The organism is Fulvivirga kasyanovii, from assembly GCF_009711405.1.
GTDB classification, from domain to species: Bacteria; Bacteroidota; Bacteroidia; order Cytophagales; family Cyclobacteriaceae; genus Fulvivirga; species Fulvivirga kasyanovii.
Genome location: NZ_SMLW01000645.1, coordinates 14,486 through 33,630 on the forward strand (window position 1 = coordinate 14,486; position 19,145 = coordinate 33,630).

At 43.9% G+C, this 19,145-nt stretch carries 16 protein-coding genes; 10 read left to right on the forward strand and 6 right to left on the reverse strand.

Translation table 11 applies throughout. The features are described from left to right. The coding region (locus tag E1163_RS23180; protein ID WP_155174874.1) for a glycosyltransferase family 9 protein at positions 1-972 on the reverse strand (972 nt) is incomplete at its 3' end. Between the two features lie 553 nt (positions 973-1,525). Between E1163_RS23180 and E1163_RS23185 the strand changes: the two genes are divergently transcribed. The 3 genes from E1163_RS23185 to E1163_RS23195 are packed head-to-tail and all read left to right on the forward strand — an operon-like array spanning position 1,526 to position 2,888. Continuing rightward, positions 1,526-1,819 (forward strand): SemiSWEET family sugar transporter, encoded by a 294-nt coding sequence (locus E1163_RS23185; RefSeq protein WP_155174859.1) that lies wholly within the window; start codon positions 1,526-1,528, stop codon positions 1,817-1,819. 14 nt (positions 1,820-1,833) lie between these two features. Further along, positions 1,834-2,379: a DUF1697 domain-containing protein gene (locus tag E1163_RS23190; protein WP_155174860.1), complete on the forward strand. Its 546-nt coding sequence runs from the start codon at positions 1,834-1,836 to the stop codon at positions 2,377-2,379. Continuing rightward, complete coding sequence (locus tag E1163_RS23195; RefSeq protein WP_155174861.1) at positions 2,376-2,888, forward strand: GNAT family N-acetyltransferase; 513 nt, start codon at positions 2,376-2,378, stop codon at positions 2,886-2,888. Before E1163_RS23190 ends, E1163_RS23195 begins: the two co-directional genes overlap by 4 nt. Positions 2,889-2,906: 18 nt before the next feature. Here the strand turns inward: E1163_RS23195 and E1163_RS23200 are convergent, their stop codons facing one another. The 4 genes from E1163_RS23200 to E1163_RS23215 all read right to left on the reverse strand — a co-directional run bounded on the left by E1163_RS23200 (position 2,907) and on the right by E1163_RS23215 (position 7,440). Further along, complete coding sequence (locus E1163_RS23200) at positions 2,907-3,677, reverse strand: LytR/AlgR family response regulator transcription factor (protein WP_155174862.1); 771 nt, start codon at positions 3,675-3,677, stop codon at positions 2,907-2,909. Between the two features lie 43 nt (positions 3,678-3,720). After that, positions 3,721-4,764 (reverse strand): histidine kinase, encoded by a 1,044-nt coding sequence (locus tag E1163_RS23205; protein WP_155174863.1) that lies wholly within the window; start codon positions 4,762-4,764, stop codon positions 3,721-3,723. 2 nt (positions 4,765-4,766) lie between these two features. Further along, positions 4,767-5,855 carry a sensor histidine kinase gene (locus tag E1163_RS23210; protein ID WP_155174864.1) on the reverse strand — a complete coding sequence of 363 codons (1,089 nt, stop codon included), beginning with the start codon at positions 5,853-5,855 and terminating at the stop codon, positions 4,767-4,769. A gap of 97 nt (positions 5,856-5,952) precedes the next feature. Beyond that, positions 5,953-7,440, reverse strand: coding sequence for a hypothetical protein (locus E1163_RS23215; protein ID WP_155174865.1), 1,488 nt, complete (start codon positions 7,438-7,440; stop codon positions 5,953-5,955). A gap of 433 nt (positions 7,441-7,873) precedes the next feature. On the opposite strand from E1163_RS23215, the gene E1163_RS23220 reads away from it, so the two are divergent. The 3 genes from E1163_RS23220 to E1163_RS23230 are packed head-to-tail and all read left to right on the forward strand — an operon-like array spanning position 7,874 to position 12,264. After that, positions 7,874-9,577: an amidohydrolase family protein gene (locus tag E1163_RS23220; protein ID WP_155174866.1), complete on the forward strand. Its 1,704-nt coding sequence runs from the start codon at positions 7,874-7,876 to the stop codon at positions 9,575-9,577. A gap of 18 nt (positions 9,578-9,595) precedes the next feature. Further along, positions 9,596-10,948, forward strand: a complete 1,353-nt coding sequence (locus tag E1163_RS23225) for an amidohydrolase (protein WP_155174867.1) — start codon at positions 9,596-9,598, stop codon at positions 10,946-10,948. Positions 10,949-10,959: 11 nt separating this feature from the next. Next, the gene (locus E1163_RS23230; protein WP_155174868.1) at positions 10,960-12,264 is read left to right on the forward strand and encodes an amidohydrolase family protein; all 1,305 of its coding nucleotides are present in this window, start codon (positions 10,960-10,962) and stop codon (positions 12,262-12,264) included. Positions 12,265-12,334: 70 nt separating this feature from the next. Here the strand turns inward: E1163_RS23230 and E1163_RS23235 are convergent, their stop codons facing one another. Continuing rightward, positions 12,335-13,144 carry a M48 family metalloprotease gene (locus tag E1163_RS23235; RefSeq protein WP_185156187.1) on the reverse strand — a complete coding sequence of 270 codons (810 nt, stop codon included), beginning with the start codon at positions 13,142-13,144 and terminating at the stop codon, positions 12,335-12,337. A gap of 173 nt (positions 13,145-13,317) precedes the next feature. Here E1163_RS23235 and guaA point away from each other — a divergent pair, with 173 nt between their 5' ends. From guaA to E1163_RS23255, 4 genes are all read left to right on the forward strand, one after another. After that, positions 13,318-14,847 carry a glutamine-hydrolyzing GMP synthase gene (guaA, locus tag E1163_RS23240; protein WP_155174870.1) on the forward strand — a complete coding sequence of 510 codons (1,530 nt, stop codon included), beginning with the start codon at positions 13,318-13,320 and terminating at the stop codon, positions 14,845-14,847. A gap of 89 nt (positions 14,848-14,936) precedes the next feature. Next, positions 14,937-16,700: an ABC transporter substrate-binding protein gene (locus tag E1163_RS23245; protein ID WP_185156186.1), complete on the forward strand. Its 1,764-nt coding sequence runs from the start codon at positions 14,937-14,939 to the stop codon at positions 16,698-16,700. Further along, positions 16,681-17,970: a glutamate-1-semialdehyde 2,1-aminomutase gene (gene hemL / locus E1163_RS23250; RefSeq protein WP_155174872.1), complete on the forward strand. Its 1,290-nt coding sequence runs from the start codon at positions 16,681-16,683 to the stop codon at positions 17,968-17,970. Before E1163_RS23245 ends, hemL begins: the two co-directional genes overlap by 20 nt. Before the next feature lie 83 nt (positions 17,971-18,053). Then, positions 18,054-18,869, forward strand: coding sequence for a hypothetical protein (locus tag E1163_RS23255; RefSeq protein WP_155174873.1), 816 nt, complete (start codon positions 18,054-18,056; stop codon positions 18,867-18,869). Positions 18,870-19,145: the final 276 nt, after the last annotated feature.

Below are 19,145 nucleotides of genomic sequence, written 5' to 3' on the forward strand. Positions count from 1 at the left end.
AAAATGTCCCTTAGGGCATTTGGAATATCCAATTTTTGAGCATGGACGGCAATTTATTTTATTGTTTTCAAATACGGTAAATTTGGTCCTGTAAGGATACATGCCAAACAAAGGAATGGTATTGCCCCAGATGCTGAAGATCTCCTTCTTAAATGCAGCAGCGATATGCATTAGGCCTGTGTCATGGGTAAATACATATTTTGCCTGCTTCACCAGTGAGGCGGACTGGTTGAGGTTGTATTTGCCGCAGGCATTATAGATGAGTGCCTTCTTGTTCATTCTTGTCAGGCCTTCCTCCATTGGTGCCGATTTTTCGGTCTTCTCAAAAAACTTCACGATGGCCTCCGCAGTCTCCGCATCATCAGGGCCTCCCAGTAGTACTATGGGTTTGTTGATCTTGTCACAAAGCTCGATCATTCTTTTGAGTGGCAGCTTTTTGGTGTTGTGCTGGGCCCCAATGGCATAAGCAATATACCCCTTTCGGTGGGTTTCAGGGAGCCAGTCCAGAGGCACTATGTCCTTGTCGGGAATAAAATAATCGAGCCCCAGGCTGTCCATTTTAATACCTAAAGGTGCCACGGTTTCCATGTAGCGGTCTACAATGTGCTTATTGGGCAGCTTATTGATCTTTAAATTAACCATAAGCCATTTTTCCCAATTGAGTTTGTCAAACGAGTAACTCTTGACCCCAAGCCGGGCTTTGATGATCCGTGTACGCAAATTGGTGTGCAGGTCTATGATGTAGTCAAACTTTTCAGCTTTAAGTGTTCTGATCAGGTCTTTCAAACTGTCTTGCAGGTAATGCACCTTATCCACATACACATTGGGCTCTATGATGGAGCGGAACTGATATTTGGTGCAATAATGAATCTGCGCATCATCGAGCTGGACTTTCAAATTGCGAACCACCGGAGTGGTAAGTACAATATCACCAATGGATGAAAAGCGTATGACCAGAATTTTTAATCCCATAAACCTTGAGTTCAGCCCTAAAGATAGGCCGATTACAAAAATCCGCTTCAATGTTGTGCGGAAAAATGGAAGGTGTTTATCAATTAATTGTTTAATCGGCAATAATGGAGGATGCCTTTGAGATATCTAATAGAGCTAAACCGCGGCTTTACTAAACTTTCGAAAGTTTGGTAAAGCTGGATCGCTCTGTCGCACGGGCAAGTAGTAATGTCCTCAGGCCGTGGTAATCCCAGCCTTTCAGACCTTTTGACCAGGTGTGTTTTATGACGAAAGGCTACACCTTTTGCTGTTAGATTATGCCCTTTTCAGGGCTGGAATTGCGTATAGCTCCAACTTTGAAAGTTTGCTAATGAAAATCAGTAAACCACTTCTATTACTCTTCTGCCAGGGTTGCCAACTGCTTTTGCCGATTGCTTAATAATAACTGTCTGTCAGGCACAGAGCTAAAATTTAGTGTTTCCAAAGAAATGAGCTATATCCTCCATCCCAGGTCAGTAAACCAACTATTGCCAAAACGTTTCGTTTATTATCACTTATAAGCGATATTTAAAGCATGAACTGGATAGAAATAGCCGGACATACCGGCGCCCTGCTGAGCAGCATTACATTTGTGCCGCAGGTCTACAAAGTATGGAAGACGAAAAGTGTTGGCGATTTGAGCCTATACATGATGCTTATCGTCTTTGCAAGTACGCTCGTCTGGCTAACCTATGGTATTGCGCTTAACCTCTGGCCGGTAATTCTTGCCAATGGCTTTATTTGTTTTTTGAGCGCTTTGCTACTTTATTTTAAATATGCCTTTAGCAGAAAGGTTGTGGCGGTAACTAAAATTGAAAAGCCTGAATAAATTTTAATTTATTAATGCAGACATATATAGCAATCCTTCGGGGTATCAACGTAAGCGGAACCAAAAAAATCAAAATGGATGACCTTCGTACAAAGTTGACTGATTTTGGTTTTGAGAAAGTAAGAACATATATACAGAGTGGCAATATTGTTTTTGACTATAAAGAGACAGACCCATTGACTTTGGCCAAACAACTTGAACAAAAGATCATGGATGATTATGGCTATGAAGTGCCTGTGGTTGTCACTGGGGCAGAAGAATTGAAACAAGTTATAGACAGTAATCCTTTCCTGATTGGAAGGAGTGAAGACCCTGCCAAACTACATGTAACCTTTCTGGCAGAACCCCCTGCCGATGAAAACGTCATGAAAATTGATGATTCAGGATTTCTTCCTGATGAGTTTAAAATAATAGGTGAGTCGATATACCTGTTTTGCCCCAACGGCTATGGACGGACGAAGCTTACCAATAACTTTTTTGAGAGCAAACTGAAAGTGACCGCTACTACCAGAAACTGGAAAACAGTAAATACTTTGCTAAACATGGCCGAAGAAAAATGACAGCACCAGCAGAAAATGTAATTGAAACCGAGCGACTGATAATGTCCAAATTGATTGTAGATGACGCTCCATTCGTGCTCAGGCTGGTCAATGAGCCCTCTTGGTTGCAGCATATCGGTGACCGGGGGGTGAAAAATATGGATGATGCCCGGAAATATATTATTGAGGGCCCCATGAAAAGTTACGAGACCAATGGTTTTGGGCTTTACCTGGTAAAGTTGAAAGATAATACTCCCATAGGTATGTGTGGAATATTAAAAAGGGACACTTTGAATGATCCTGATATCGGCTTCGCATTTCTGCCGGAGTATACAGGTATGGGGTATGCCTATGAGTCAGCCTTTGCAGTGCTCAATTATGGAAAAACAGCGCTGGGACTAAGAAGAATTGTGGCCATCACCTCTCCTGATAATTCCCGTTCGGGAAAACTTCTCGAAAAGCTGGGTATGAAATACAGTAAAATGGTGCGGCTGGCAGGGGACAAAGAGGATACGAAACTGTTTGAATAATAGCTGATCAAAAGGCCCTTATAACCCGTTAAACCAGTCTTTAAAAGCAGCAACCTTTTCACGGCTTACTATAATTTCCTTATCTATATCCAGTCGCGGGGTTACTTTGAGCCTGCTGCTGGAGTAGACCACCACATCGTCAATGGCATTGATATTCAGAATAAATGAACGGTTGGCCCTGAAAAACTGTACAGGGTCTAAAAGCTCTTCCAACTCCTCCAGTTTATAATCGATGATAAATTTTCTGTTTTGCGAAGTGTACAGGTATACTGTTCGTCCCTCTGCATAAAAAAGTTCTATATCATCTGTAATAACAGATTTTATATGTTCTCCAAGCTTGACCATGAACCTCGTTTTATAGCTTTTTTTGCTCAGGGTTTGTAAGGCCTCGTTCAGGTCGCCGAGGTTCTGTGTTGAACTGCCCAGGTTTTTTCTTAAGGAAGCCAGCTTTTCCATAGCCTGGTTCAGGTCGTCAAATGTAATGGGTTTCAGGAGGTAATCGATGCTGTTGACTTTAAAAGCCTCGATAGCGTAATCATCATAAGCCGTGATGAAAATGATAGGCTTGTTTATGGTCACCTCTTTGAATATATCAAAGCTTTTGCCGTCAGTAAGCTGAATGTCCATGAAGATAAGCTCCACCTGCTCCTGGTTTTGCTTTAGCCACGCCACCGAATCCTGAACAGACGTGAGCTTTTCCAGCACCGTAATATCACTGTCATAGCGGTTCAGGTATCTTTCCAGTTTTTCTGCTGCAGGTACTTCGTCTTCTATTATTAATACATTCATAGGCTTATGATCTCCTGTTATGGCTCACCGGTTCGGGCAGAAGTCAACTCACAACTTCAAGTATAGGTATTTTTATGTAATTAAAATTATATGCCTTTACCTGAACCACCGGTTTCTCGCTGTAGTAGCTGTACGACTGTTGCACATTGTCAAAAATATCCTTTTTATCGGCATCCACAATTAGTTTTTCATTGAGTTTGTTCTGTAGTACAAGGTAGCCATCCTGCTCTTCAATATTAAGTTCCAGAAGCAGAGGATTGTATTTGTTGATAATAGTACTTCGGATCACTGACTCTACCAGCCCCGGCAGCGTACCCGGCACCACAGGCATCTCCGCATGCTCCGGCGATAGGGATGTTTTTAATGAGATTTTGTTGTCATAAAGGTAGTTGAGAAGGTATATGATGTTGTTCACTGCTTTTATTTCCTGTTGCAGGCTTGCGAGTTCTACTTTTCTATGGCTTAGAATGTATCGGTATACCATGGAGAGATGGTCGATATAATCCTCGGCCTCTTCCGCGTTTTTATGGATGAGGGTGATCAGCGTTTCAAGGCTATCGTACAAAAGCCTTGGGTTTACTTCATTTTTGAACTGGCCCAGTTCGCTTTTAAGCGTTTCCGTTAATATTTTCTCATTTTCAAGCCTGTTCAGGTTTTGCTTGTATAAGTAGTAATTGCTGAAGTAGAGCAGGTTGTAAAGCAAACTGGATACACCATAAATGGAATTAAAAATGATCAGTTGCGTATCGGTGATGCTAAACGACAGCACATAGTTAAAATAAGCAGAAATGGCAGTTGATATTACGATCAGCGATAACAGCAAGCCACTGATACTTTGAATGATGATCTTACTTATGCCATCGCTTTGTGAAGCAAGAAACGAGTCAGTCAATTTGATATTTAGCCGCAGTGTTTCAAATAATAAATAGCTTAACCCTATACACGCATAGACTTCCTGCCCGGTAAAGATCTCCGAGACCTGGGATACATTGTTGTTGATGAGCAGGATCAGCAAATAGACCAGTATCCCATAAAACGGCGGGGTCAGAATTCGGAATAAGGTATTGTTTATCAATAATGTTTTCATGATCAGGCCGTTTTTGAAAGCTCATCTTTAATTACTGGCAGTTTCACCGTGAACCTGCTTCCGTCCTCTATTTTGATGTCTTTATCAGTAAAATAGCTGTACCGCTTTTTAATATTGTCCAGGCCTACATGCAATGAGCTGACATGCGCAGGAGTCCTGGTTTTGGTGTTGGTCACTTTTATATCGGTGTTGTCTATAGCACTGATGTAGATGCTCACAGGCTGGTCTTTGGAGATTACGTTATGCTTGACGGCATTTTCCACCAGCATCTGCAAGGTTAGTGGTGGCATTTTGGATTCCATAATGTTGGGAGGCAGGTTAATGTCCAGATGCAGGTTATTTTCAAACCTCACCTTGAGCAGGTAATTGTAAGATTTAACAAACTCCACTTCTTCCTGCAGCGTTACGTATTGCCGCTGGTTGTTGTCCAGTATGTACTGATAGGTAGAGGCAAGCCGTCGTATAAAATCCTCAGCCAGGGAGGGGTCTTTGAAAATTAAAGAAGAAATAGTGTTGAGGCTGTTGAATAAGTAGTGGGGACTGAGCTGGCTTTTCAGTGCATCAAACTGGAGTTTGAGCTGTTTGCGCTGATTTTTTACCGCATCGATATGGACTACGGCATATTGGTTGTATGAAAATAGGGCAAAATAGATCAGCGAGTACAAAACCACTGCTATCAGGGTGATGATGATCAGCTTGATCGAAGTATCAGAATACAGCACCCATAAAAAGTCGAAATCGAACCCGTCAAACTCAATGGCCGCCAATATGCTTCCTGATAAGAATATAACCCCAATGGAAATGGCGAGGTTCTTTACCAGCCCGATCACCAGCCTTGCAGAAAGGTGCTCGTGCCAGGGCAGCCTTCTGTTGAGGAAGACATCTGTACTGTAGATCAAAACAGCAATGATATTGGCCGTAATGATGCTGGCCAGTAAGTATGGATAATTTTTTGTGATCGTGGGCAGGTAACCCTCTTCACTGTAAAACAGATAAAGAAAGTAGAGAAAGCCTACGATTGTGGAGATGACAAACCCCAACCAGAATTTACGCATATACCCCGAAACTAACCTGTTGAGAATTTTTGCCATAACAGCCTCAAAATAATCATTTTTGCTGATTATTTTGAAGCTATTACTGACGTTTGTTGTTATTGAACATGCCTGGTCTTATCTGTTAAAGACCCACTTAATCTATGGCCCGCATGGCCTGGCCATAGTAGGTATCCGAGCTAATATTTTTGGCGGCGGCCCTGTAGGCATCCTTTACTTCCTTGTCACTGGTTTTGACATGTGGTGCCAATGACTGGAGCGCACTTGAAGCATAGTAATCGGAACTTATGGAGCTGGTGGCCTTTATCAGCGATAGCAATGTCTTTTTTGATAAATTGCCTGAGTCCGCAGCCTTTTTAATGACCTCTGCTGCATAATTGGACGAGCCCAGTTTCTCAATAGCGGATGCCAGCCGTTCGAGGGCCTGATCATTCAGGTCCTGCTCCGTGGCTATTTTGCTGAGTACGGAGGAGGCGTAGTAGTCAGACGACATTTTTTCATCTACCAGAATGATGAGCTTTGTATTCACATTTTCATGTAGCTTGTTATCAAGTAGTTTGGTAAAAACCGTGGCCATGTAGTAGTCCGAGCTTACATCGGATATTGCATCCAGGATGCTGTTGAAAGATTCGTCGGATAACTCACGTTTCTCTAAGGCCTTGCTAAGTATTTGCGTTTGATAATAATCCGAACCAATATTCTTTGTGGTATAAATAATTTCCGCCAATACCGGCCCGTCAATATTATCCTGCTCCAGCACATTGCTTAATACGGTAGTCTGATAATAGTCTGAACCAATATTTTTACTGGCCTTCATGATCCTGGCAATAGAGGTAGCCGAAGCTTTGTGCTCCCTCAGGGCATCTTTCAAAACCTCGGCAGAATAATAATCGCTGCCAATATTGGACACCGCATCAAAATAAGCCTCAGCCGTTTTATCATTTTTCAGAAAGCCCGCAGAGTTATCTTTGAGCATCTCAGAGAGATAGTAATCAGAGTCAATCTCTCTCGATAGTTTCTGAACTGCGGTTATCCGGTCATTATCAGAAAGCCCGTCTTTTTTGAGCAGCAGTTTGCCATAGATTGACCTTACATAGTCACTTTCGAGCCGGGAGATTTCATTCATCACAGCATCTACGCCACCTTGCCTGTAAAACCTGTTCACACGGCTTTCCGCAGCTATACCTGTAGACCTCACTACTTCCGGAAGTATTTCTGCCAGCCACTTTTTACCGGCAGGGTCATAGGCTGTTTTTGTCCGTCCTTCGTAGTATTCCCTGCGCAGGCCGTTTGATGTGGCCTCTATCATTATTGACCTTCGGCTGCCGAAAGTAGTCTTGCTGATCTCAAGATAGCCGCCCGGAGATATGGATTTGACGTCCCTGTCGTCATCCGTAACCTCAATTTTTCCTTTATACTCAATATTGAAGCTTTGCAGGCCATTGGAGGTTGATACCTTCCGGATGTGTTTGTTGTCAGTTACTACTACCTTCTCCTCCGTCTTTACAACTACCTTTTGGCTGAAAGCATAGAATGAAAAGGACAGGATGACTGCTATAAGCCCTATCCTTTTCATGAACCCCGTAAGGTTCGTGTTGTTTTTGAGTTTTTGACCTTTGCTCATGTTTTTGACTTTGTTTTACCTTCTATTACGATACAATAATCGCCATTAGTTACACACTTATATAAGCAATGGTAGTCAACTGCAGGATGTATGTACTGAACTGTAAAATGTGCGTACTGTTTTTTCAGTCAAGAACAAAACCTGAGGAGTAACAGGATAAAAGCCTAAAGTCGCAACTTAAAGATCGATGCAGGTAAATGAATATGTTGAAAAAATGTGTGCTAATGAACAGTTCTGTGATTTGGGCCGGTTTGCCAACTGCCATCTCACAAAGTAAGGTCCAGATACACATGTCTGGATTTATACCTTCCCGGAAAATTGGACTATCCCTTTTTTCTATGGTTAAACAACCGTTCGTATATTAATCACTTTAAATCTGAGGTTTATTTTCCTATCCTTATTTCCCCATATAGTTTTTAAAATTTTGAAATCAATGACAGGATTAAAGTTAGTGTTTATGCGCAGGGCATTGTTGATACTCTTTCTGGGGTTATCCTATTTAACGTCTGATGGACAGAGTAATGAGATGGCTCCTGTAACGCGTACCTATGCTATTAAAAATGCACGCATTATTCAGGCTCCCGGGCGGGTGATCGACGAAGGAGTGTTGATCATTAAGAACGGGATCATTACAGCCGTTGGTAAAAATATTGATATTCCCGCCGGGGCAAGGATCATTCAGGCAGACTCCCTGTATGTGTATGCAGGGTTCATAGATGGCTTGTCACATACCGGTGTACCCAAGCCCAGAGAGGAAGACCTCAGTAAAAAAGTTAAAGACCCGGGCAATCCTCCCAATGATATTGCAGGTATAGAGCCGCAGAAAGATGTACGGAATATGCTTGACCCAAGTGATAAGTCGGTAGATGAAATGCGAAGGTTAGGGTTTGCAGTTTCTCATGCAGTGCCCCATGGCAGAATGCTGCCAGGCCAGGGTGCCATCATACTGCACGCCGGGGAAACTCCCGATGCTATGGTATACAAGCAGCAGGTCTCCCTGTTCAGCCAGTTGAGCGGTGCCCCGGGCATCTATCCCAATACCGTGATCGGGGTTATGGCCAAATACCGAGGGCTGTACCGCCAGGCAGAACAAGCCAAAGCCTACAATGCCCGGTATATCCAGAGTGCTGCCGGCATGGAGCGCCCCGTTTCAGATCGTATACTCGAGGCCTTTTATCCTGTTATCGACAAGCAATTGCCGGTGGTTTTTAAAGCTGAAGATGTACTTTCCATACAGCGTGTACTCGATTTAAAAAGCCAGCTAGGTTTTAATCTCATACTTGCTGATGTAAAGCAAGGCTGGGATATATCAGAAAAAATCAAAAACTCAGGGGCAAAATTGTTCCTGTCCCTTGATCTTCCTGAAATGGAGGAAAAAAAGAGTGAAACAGACACTACCCGGGCGGAGGATAAAAAAGAAGAGGTGAGATCTGATTCAGACCTTGAAAAGCAACGGCTACAGGCCAGAAAAGATGCAATGATCAAAAAGTACTACCAGCAACCAGCGCTTCTACACAGCCAGGGGATGATATTTGGATTTTCAACTTTAGAGGCCAAGTCCAAAGATATAAGGGCTAACCTGTCGAAACTCGTTGAAAACGGCTTGAGCGAAGATGCTGCCCTGGCTGCACTCACCACTTCACCAGCCCAATTGCTCGGGCTTTCCGCTACCATGGGCACACTGGACAATGGCAAAATCGCCAATCTGGTAATTACTGATAAATCATATTTTGACAAGGAGTCAAAAGTGAAATATGTTTTCGTAGATGGTAAAATGTTTGAGTACAAGGATGAGCCGAAGCCGAAAAAGAACGGAGACGCGGTGAAGGTTGCCGGCAAATGGACATACAACACCGAAACACCACAAGGAGTCCATACCGGAGATATTATCATTAATGGAGAAGAGGATGATTATTCTGGCACCATCAGCAGCACTGTAAGCGGCGACACCAATGACCTGTCGGATATCTCAGTAGATGGTGATCAGCTATCCTTTTCGTTTACGGTGGTTATTGATGGCAATGCAGTATTAATTGATGTATTGGTAACTGTTGATGAAGATACATTTGAAGGAACTATGACTGCCGGTGACTATGGCAGTTATCCGATAGAAGGAGAAAGGACACCGGAGAAATAATATTAAAAGCGCTTTAACATGAAAAAATATACAACAATAGTTTTACTACTCCTTTTCTCACTGGTAGCACAAGCCCAGCAAAAAGGAACGGTATTGATCAAGAACGGTACAGTGCTGACCATCACCAACGGCACACTGGAAGCCACGGATGTGCTGATCAAAGATGGTATTATAAGCAAGATCGGCAAAGGATTGAATGCCCCCAAAGGTGCCCGCACTATAGATGCCACAGGCATGTATGTGATGCCCGGCATTATTGATGCGCACTCTCATATTGCGCTCGATGCCGTAAATGAAGCCACCAGCCCGGTTACAGCCGAGGTTTGGACTGGTGACGCTATCAACCCCATGGATGTTTCTATTTACAGGGCGCTGGCCGGAGGAGTCACTATATCACATGCTTTGCATGGTTCTGCAAATGCCATCGGCGGGGAAAGCGAAACGATTAAGCACAGGTATGGAACGGTTGATCCCGATGTGCTGAGAATGAAGGAAGCACCCCGTACCATAAAATTTGCCCTGGGGGAGAACCCTACAAGAGTGCATGGCGGAGGTAGTGGTATTGTGCCCAGAACGAGAATGGGCGTGGAAGCTGTTTTCAGAAGCTCGTTCTCCGAAGCCAGGGAATACATGAAGAAGTGGGATGATTATAATGTCAATAAAAACAAGAAAGGTTTCAAAGGTACTGCCCCGCAATACGACCTCAGGCTCGAAACCCTGGCGGATATACTGAGAGGAGAGATTATCGTTCACTGCCACTCTTACCGTGCTGATGAGATCTATATGCTCATGCAGGTGTTTAAAGATTTCGGAATAAAGAAACTTGTTTTTCAACATGTCAACGAAGGATTTAAAGTGGCACCGGAGCTGGCAGAGTTTGGGGCTATGGCTTCCGTATTTTCAGACTGGTGGGCTTATAAGTTCGAAGTGTATTACTCTACAGCTTACAATGCTACTATTCTGCACAAAAATGGTGTAGTTACGTCCATTAACTCCGACAGTGGCGAGTTGATCCGCCACCTTTACCACGAGGCGGCCAAAACCCAGAAATATGGAGGCTTGTCTGATAACGACGCCCTGTCCATGATCACCATCAACCCTGCAAAGCAATTAGGAATCGAAAGCAGAGTAGGCTCCATAGAAGAAGGCAAGGATGGAGACATTGCCATATTTAAGAACCACCCATTATCGATCTACACCATACCGATGATGACTATTGTAGATGGTGTGGTGGAATTTGACAGGGAGAATGATGCAGACGATATGCGGATTTATGCCGACCCGAAGGAAACGATCGATGTTACATTACATGAAACAGGGCATGCCGGGGACAGATGCATGCAGGATGCTGAATTTTTATTTCACGAATAATGCAGAGAGACATGAAGAATTTTAAATATATATTTCTTGGCCTGATCTTATTTGCCGTTCAATGGGCTGAGGCGCAAAACGCGAAAGGCAAAACCGGAACATTCGCTCTCACCAACGCCAGCCTGGTTACGGTTACCAATGGTACAATTGCCAACGGCACACTGATTATTGCGGATGGTAAAATTTCTGCCCTGGGTACAGATGTAACGATTCCCGAAGGCGCGGAGGTGATTGACTGCACGGGTCTTTCTGTTTATCCAGGTATGATCGAAGGGGGCTCCAGGCTGGGGCTTGTTGAAGTAGGTTCTGATGCCCGTACCCGTGATTACAACGAAATAGGTGATGTTATCCCGCAGATGAAAGCGCTGACAGCGATCAATCCTAATTCAGTGCTGATACCAGTAACCAGGATCAGCGGTGTCACTACTGCTCTGACTGTTCCCGACGGTAGCCTGTTTCCGGGCACGGCTGCACTGGTAAACCTTCATGGCTATACTCCTGATCAAATGTACGCGGGCTTCGAAGCGGTAGTTTTGAGTTTTCCCTCTACGGGCAAGCGCGGTCGCTGGGACAGCAGGTCGGAAGAAGATATAAAAAAGGATGCTGAGAAAGCACTAAAGCAGCTCAACGATGCCTGGGAAAAGGCAGTGGCTTATTATCAGATTGATTCAGCCATTCGGGCTAAGAACAGTAAGGAGAATATGGAGTACTATCCGGAGATGGAAAACTTACTTCCTGTGGTGCGCGGAGAGAAAACCTTGCTGGTGGAAGTAAATGCAGCCAATGATATAAAAGCTGCTATCGAATGGGTAGCAGATAAGGACGTTAAGGTGGTTTTTAGCGGAGTTTCAGAAGGATGGAGAGTAGCTGAGGAGCTGGCTGAGGCCAAAATTCCAGTTATAGCCGGGCCGGTATTGAACATCCCTAACCGTGAGTATGACCGGTACGATCGTTCTTATGCCAATCCGGGTATCATGCATAAAGCAGGAGTGAAGGTCGCCATAAAAACTGCTGATGCTGAGAACGTCAGGAATTTGCCTTACAATGCAGGCTTTGCAGCTACGTATGGTATGGGCAAAGAAGAGGCACTGAAAGCTATTACCATTGTACCTGCCGAGATATTTGGCGTAGCAGACAAGCTGGGTTCTTTGGAAAAAGGAAAAATTGCCAATGTGTTTGTGACTGATGGAGATCCTTTTGAAACCAAGACACAGGTCAGGCATTTGTTCATACAAGGCTGGAAAATTCCGATGGAAAGCAGACAAACGAAATTGTATGATGAGTTTTTGGAAAGGGAGCCGGGCTTGAAGAAGTAAACGGGTGATGATATATAAAAAAGGCGGGTAGGATCTTTAAATCTTACCCGCCTTTTTTAGTAATACACTTTTATAGCAGTGCCTTAAACGCATCATATTCTGTGCCTGATGCCAGGTTGGTATCACATCCTGCTTCATCGGCAGTGGCGTTAATATCAGCTACCCTGTTTTCCGGGCTGGGGTGCGTGCTTAGGAATTCAGGTGGGGAAGCCTGATTTTCGTCCAACAAGCTTTGAAAGAAAAAAGCCGCCCCATTACAGGCATATTTGGTGTCTGCCAAATATAATACAGACTCATCATCAGCCTCAGCCTCAAATTCGCGACTAAACTTTAAACCGGCAACAGTACCCGCTATCTGCCCGGCAATTTCCTGCAGCGCCGAAGGATCGTCACCGAGAGCAATGCTTAGAAGAAGGGAAACACCATATTGCTTTTGAAGGTTTCTGCTGGTATGTCGCAAGTCAGCGTGGGCTATTTCGTGACCCAGTACCCCGGCCAGGGCATCTGCAGTTTCCAGGTATTTTATAAGTCCGGTGTATACGTAGATGTATCCTCCGGGTGTAGCAAACGCATTAAGCACACTGTCGTTATCGATCAGTGTCACCTCCCAGGCAAATTCTTCGCGATAAGCCACCTCCTCGCTGCTGAGTATTTCATTTACCATACCATTGATGTAGGCGTATGCGTCAGGATTTTCGTTTTGGGCAATCAGGTCAAACGAGGGGTCGTTCGCGATTTCCTGGCTTACCTGCGCACCAAGCGCTTTGTCATCTTCTACTGAAAAGAATGGGGTGAAATTGTCGTTCTTATCACATGAAGAGAATATCACAAGAACTGCTAAAAGCAATGTGCTGCTGCTGAGGTGTATAAATTTTCGCATCATAAAACTTTGGTTATTTTTCTTATTAAGAAGTAAAAATTGTGCCAACAATGTTAACAAGGTTTAAATTAATATTAACACTTATGAATGTGTAACCAGCTCCACAATTTTTGTGTTCAGCATCTTTTTATAAATTAATAGTATTTCCACATCGGGCATACTATTTTTGCAGCATGGCAGAACAGATATTGATCCTGGACTTTGGCTCCCAGTATACTCAGCTCATAGCGAGGCGAGTACGAGAACTCAACGTTTATTGTGAGATTCACCCATTCAACAATCCTCCGGAACTTACCGACGATATTAAAGGTGTTATTTTTTCAGGCAGTCCCTGCTCAGTGAGACAGGAAGATGCCCCTGATGTAGACATCGATATGTACTGTGGCAAAGTGCCCGTACTGGGTGTATGTTACGGTGCCCAATTGATGGCACAGAAAAGTGGAGGTAATGTATTGCCTTCTGAAATAAGGGAATATGGACGTGCAAAACTCTCTAAAGTCGATCAGCACAATGAGCTGATGAAGGAGATTTCCATCGACTCTCAGGTATGGATGTCGCACGGCGATACCATATCAGAGTTGCCTGATGCTTATGATGTTATTGCCAGCACCTCGTCGGTCAGAGTTGCCGCTTTCAAGAAAAAGGACGAGCAAACCTATGGCATCCAGTTCCATCCCGAAGTTACCCATAGCCTTGAAGGTAAAAGGGTACTGAGAAATTTTGTAGTACACATCTGCGGGTGTGCGCAGGACTGGACCCCGGATATTTTTGTGGAAGCTACCATAGCTTCGTTGAAAGAGCAGTTGGGAGATGATAAAGTAGTGATGGGGCTTTCAGGAGGAGTGGACTCCTCTGTTGCAGCTACACTGATACACCATGCCATTGGTAAAAACCTGCATTGCATCTTTGTGGATAATGGCCTTTTGCGTAAGCATGAGTTTGAAGACGTTCTGCATTCATACAAAGACATGGGTTTGAATGTGAAAGGTGTTGATGCCAAAGATAAATTTTACGATGCCCTTAAAGGACTGACCGATCCTGAGGACAAGAGAAAGGCCATAGGGCGGGTGTTCATCGAAGTGTTTGATGATGAAGCCCATAAAATCCAGAATGTAAAATGGCTCGGGCAGGGTACAATATACCCTGATGTGATCGAATCGGTTTCTGTTAAAGGGCCGTCTGCAACCATCAAATCGCACCACAATGTGGGCGGGTTGCCCGATTTTATGAAGTTAAAGGTTGTGGAACCGCTGAACACACTATTTAAAGATGAAGTGCGTTTGGTAGGTAAAACATTAGAAATAGATCAGAATATTCTGGGAAGGCATCCTTTCCCCGGGCCGGGATTAGGCATTAGGATTTTAGGTGATATAACACCTCAAAAAGTGCATATCCTGCAGCAGGTAGACCATATTTTTATCAACGGCCTTAAAAAAGCCGGACTTTATGATGAGGTATGGCAGGCCGGAGCAATATTGCTTCCTATCCAGTCAGTGGGTGTGATGGGTGACGAGCGTACTTATGAGCAGGTAGTAAGCCTGAGGGCTGTGACCAGTGTTGACGGGATGACTGCAGACTGGTGCCACTTACCCTATGATTTTCTGGCCGATGTTTCTAATGAGATTATAAATACAGTTAAAGGGGTTAACAGAGTTGTTTACGATATCAGCTCCAAGCCACCGGCCACCATCGAGTGGGAATAATACACCTTCAAATCATTGGCTAAGCATTACCGTCTTTTTATCCGGGGTGGTATAGTCTGGCACTGGTTTATATGAATTTTAACATGAGAATGAAACTGTCAAAAATACTAGTAGTTGTCTGTCTGTTGTTTATCACTTTTAAAGCTTACACTCAGGTAAACTATCAGCAGCAGTACCTTCATGCCAAGGAGCTGTTTAATGATGCGAAGTACAGCCTGGCTATGGAAGCTTTTAAACCACTTCTTGAGCGGGAGGAGAGCAATCCGTTCCCGGCTTATTCATCATTTTACTATGCTGTAGCGGCTTATAAAGATGGCTATCCGCCATTGGCGAAAAATATGTTTTTGCAGATCAAATCATATTTTCCAAAATGGTCTAAAATGCCCGAGGTTAACTTTTGGCTGGGAAAAATATATTTCGAAGCGGCTGAGTACAATCAGGGGCTAAACGTACTGGCTGAAATTAAGGACAAAACCTTTCAGGAAAACATCTATAACCTGAAACACCATACTTTTTCAGGGATAAAGGATGTGGAAGCCCTGAAAGAAATTTATGAAAACCACCCGAAAGAAAAGGCGATAGGAGAGGTTCTGGCTATGAAAATAGCTAAACAACCCCTTGTAAACCAGGACCAGGAGCTGCTTGACGAACTGATCACTAAATTTAACCTCGATAAAAAAGGACTGGATTTAGTAAAGGTTGACGAGTCAGTTTTTAAAGACAAATATAAAGTGGCTGTATTGTTTCCATTCCTGATGAACCGCCTGGAGCCTACAGAAAGAAAAAAGATCAACCAGTTGATCCTGGATATATACCAGGGGATGCAACTCGCCATGGACACCTTAAAGGCGCAAGGCATTAATGTGGAGCTGTTTGCCTACGACACCAAACGTGACAGTGCAGCTACCGCCAGAATATTGGCAAGAGAAGAAATGAAAGGTATGGATTTGATCGTAGGACCCTTCTTTTCCGAACCCAGACAGCTTGTACAGGATTTTTCTTTCAAGAACAAGATCAATATGATCAACCCGCTGTCAACCGATTCTGATGTAATCGGGGTTAATCCTTATTCTTTCCTGCTACAACCTACCAATGAAACCATTGGACGGAAAATGGCAGAGTATGTGGCTAAAAATGCCAGACGTAAGACAGGGGTTATATTTTATGGTGAAGACAGCCGGGATTCCACACTGGCACATGCTTTCAAGCAAAGAATTGAAAAAGAAGGGTTTAAGATCATTATCAATAAGGAGATCCGGAAAGATGAAACCCGCCAGATACTGGATATCCTGGTGGCAAGCGGAAGGATCAAAGACATGGCTTCTGATGATGCTAAGGGCCGGCTGAGGCTGGCGCAAGATAGTATCGGTTACATCTTTGTGGCTTCAAACAATGACCTGATCTCTACCAAAGTGATCAGTGCCGTGGAGACAAGGGGAGATTCTATCATGGTAATCGGATCTGCCGATTGGCTGGAGCTGCCGGTCATCAACTATGAGGCTTACTACCGCCTTGGGGCTGTATTGTATGCCCCGATGTACATGCATAAGGAAACTGATGCCTATGAAATATTCAGGGATCAGTATGTCAGGAAACATAAAGTGCCTCCAACCCAACATGCTGAGATAGGTTATGACATGATGCACCTCCTGGGGCATAGCCTCAACAAGTACGGTAAGTATTTTCAGATCGGTTGGGACGAAGAGAAATTTTTAAAAGGATATTTAACGATTGGATATAGCTACCAGAATTCTCAGGACAATAAGCTCGTTCCCATACTGGAATTTGGAGATGAAGGCCTGGAGGTAGTTTATGAACTAGAAGAAAATAAAAATGAAGATCGAAAGAAGTAGAGAATTATTTTCAAAAGCACAGAAATTCATTCCCGGAGGGGTCAACTCCCCTGTAAGAGCCTTTAAAGCCGTAGGAGGAGACCCGTTATTTATCAAGTCCTCCAAAGGAGCTTATATGTATGATGAAGATGGCAACAAATACGTTGACCTGATCAATTCATGGGGGCCGATGGTATTAGGACACGGAAACGAAGCTATTGAAAAAGCAGTTACAGAAGCCGTAAAGTCTTCATTGTCCTTTGGGGCACCCACGGCTAAGGAAGTTGAAATAGCCGAATTGATCACATCAATGGTGCCTTCCATAGAAAAAGTGCGGATGGTGAACTCCGGTACGGAAGCTACCATGTCGGCAGTGCGCCTGGCACGTGGCTTTACCGGCCGCGATAAAATGATAAAATTTGAAGGCTGTTACCACGGCCATGGGGATTCGTTCCTGATAGCCGCAGGTAGCGGAGTAGCTACTATGGGTACGCCTGACAGTCCCGGTGTTACCAAGGGAACAGCAGAAGATACTTTAACAGCCCCTTTCAATGATCTACAGGCTGTAAAAGACCTGGTATCCAAAAATAAAGGCAATATTGCAGCTATCATTCTGGAACCTGTTGCCGGTAACATGGGGTGCGTATTGCCTGAAGAGGGGTACCTTCAAGGGCTGAGAGACCTTTGTGACCAGGAAGGCATCGTGCTTATCTTTGATGAAGTTATGACCGGTTTTCGTCTGGCCAAAGGAGGAGCACAGGAATTGTTCGGTATCAGGCCTGATCTTACTACTATGGGTAAGATTATTGGTGGAGGAATGCCGGTAGGAGCTTATGGAGGCCGTGCTGAAATTATGGATTACGTTTCCCCGTCAGGTCCTGTTTATCAGGCGGGCACGCTTTCAGGAAACCCCATTGCTATGTCTGCGGGATTGGCAATGCTAAACCACCTCAATGATCACCCGGAGGTTTACCAGCAGTTGGAAGACATTACCAAATACATTGCCGAAGGTTTTCAGGAAAACCTTGACAAACTAGGCTTAAACTATACCATCAATCAGTTGGGTTCTATGGTTAGCCTGTTCTTCACCGACCAGAAAGTAACCGATTTTGCTTCTGCCAAAACCTCCGATACTGCACTGTTTGGAAAGTATTTCAGAGGCATGCTTGAGCATGGCGTTTATTTGCCTCCATCACAGTTTGAGACCCTGTTTGTATCAACAGCCGTAGATAAATCCATAGCTGACGACACCATCAAAGCGAACTACGAAGTGTTGGCTTCGCTTAAGTAATACCATTTTACACCGGGCTTCACAGGCCTGGTGTAAAACTTCCTTTCATTATCTATTATTAATTTATCCCGTACCTTCCAGCCATGAGTGTAAATACCTCAGAAACTTTGGCATTTGACTCTATAGAGGAGTTAAGAACTAAACTTGCAAAAATTAATGACCAGGAAAAGAAAGCCAGGCTTACGAGGTTCATTGTGTCTGCGCTAAGCAACATACCCTGGATAGGAGGCTTTATTGGAGCTGGTTCTGCATTTCATGCGGAAAGAGAACAAGGGAGGATCAATGACCTGCAAAGGCTATGGATGGAAGAGCACCAAAGGAAGATAGAAGAGCTTGCTCATGTTATTTTCAGGATACTTGATAAAATTGAAAGTGCTGGTGCGGAGGCGCAGGAGAGAATTGCCAGTGAAGAATACCAAAGTCTGGTACGAAAGGGTTTCAGGGAATGGAACGATGCCGAGACCACTGAGAAGAAAGAGTGTATTCGCAGGCTGCTGACCAATGCATCCACATCCACCATGTCTACTGACGATATGGTTCGCTTATTCATCGACTGGATCAAAACCTACCACGAAACCCACTTTATGGTGATCAGGGAAGTTTACAAGCATCAAAGTATAACCCGCAAGCAGATATGGAGCAACATTAGCAGTATAGAACCTGCCGAAGACTCCATCGAAGCAGACCTTTACAAGCTGCTCATCCGCGACCTAAGCACAGGTGGCATCATCCGCCAGATTAAAAAGAGTACCTACCTTGAAGGTGAGAGGCCGGCCACCAAACCACCTAAAAACGGCAAATACAAATCAGCCTTCGATGATGTGGAGCAGTACGAGCTGACAGAGCTAGGCAGATGTTTTGTGCATTACACCATGGAAGAGGTTGAGCAGATTCGGTGATGGGTTTGTAACATTGCCTTTTCGTTTTTCTACAAATACTATGTGCTGCCTTGTCGATAATATTAATTACGAATCCCTCCTACAGCGATAATCCGTAGGGATAGTTAGTTATGTATTGATATTGTTAAATCATTCAAAATACGCTCAAGATCATTGAGAGGTGTGCATTAAGCCAAATCCCTTATAAGCTTGTGTTGATTGCTTTTGGAACAACATAATGCACACCCCGAGTAAATCTGGTTTTTCCGGAAATTACTTCTTCACATGAGGTTTAGT

What these genes read in the sequence shown, in the direction of transcription:
- E1163_RS23215 (WP_155174865.1), bottom strand. Translation starts at nt 7,440, where the DNA reads ATGAGCAAAGGTCAAAAACTCAAAAACAACACGAACCTTACGGGGTTC.
- E1163_RS23220 (WP_155174866.1), top strand. Translation starts at nt 7,874, where the DNA reads ATGACAGGATTAAAGTTAGTGTTTATGCGCAGGGCATTGTTGATACTC.
- E1163_RS23185 (WP_155174859.1), top strand. Translation starts at nt 1,526, where the DNA reads ATGAACTGGATAGAAATAGCCGGACATACCGGCGCCCTGCTGAGCAGC.
- E1163_RS23190 (WP_155174860.1), top strand. Translation starts at nt 1,834, where the DNA reads ATGCAGACATATATAGCAATCCTTCGGGGTATCAACGTAAGCGGAACC.
- E1163_RS23195 (WP_155174861.1), top strand. Translation starts at nt 2,376, where the DNA reads ATGACAGCACCAGCAGAAAATGTAATTGAAACCGAGCGACTGATAATG.
- hemL (WP_155174872.1), top strand. Translation starts at nt 16,681, where the DNA reads ATGAAGATCGAAAGAAGTAGAGAATTATTTTCAAAAGCACAGAAATTC.
- E1163_RS23255 (WP_155174873.1), top strand. Translation starts at nt 18,054, where the DNA reads ATGAGTGTAAATACCTCAGAAACTTTGGCATTTGACTCTATAGAGGAG.
- E1163_RS23205 (WP_155174863.1), bottom strand. Translation starts at nt 4,764, where the DNA reads ATGAAAACATTATTGATAAACAATACCTTATTCCGAATTCTGACCCCG.
- E1163_RS23230 (WP_155174868.1), top strand. Translation starts at nt 10,960, where the DNA reads ATGAAGAATTTTAAATATATATTTCTTGGCCTGATCTTATTTGCCGTT.
- E1163_RS23245 (WP_185156186.1), top strand. Translation starts at nt 14,937, where the DNA reads ATGAAACTGTCAAAAATACTAGTAGTTGTCTGTCTGTTGTTTATCACT.
- E1163_RS23210 (WP_155174864.1), bottom strand. Translation starts at nt 5,855, where the DNA reads ATGGCAAAAATTCTCAACAGGTTAGTTTCGGGGTATATGCGTAAATTC.
- E1163_RS23235 (WP_185156187.1), bottom strand. Translation starts at nt 13,144, where the DNA reads ATGCGAAAATTTATACACCTCAGCAGCAGCACATTGCTTTTAGCAGTT.
- E1163_RS23200 (WP_155174862.1), bottom strand. Translation starts at nt 3,677, where the DNA reads ATGAATGTATTAATAATAGAAGACGAAGTACCTGCAGCAGAAAAACTG.
- guaA (WP_155174870.1), top strand. Translation starts at nt 13,318, where the DNA reads ATGGCAGAACAGATATTGATCCTGGACTTTGGCTCCCAGTATACTCAG.
- E1163_RS23225 (WP_155174867.1), top strand. Translation starts at nt 9,596, where the DNA reads ATGAAAAAATATACAACAATAGTTTTACTACTCCTTTTCTCACTGGTA.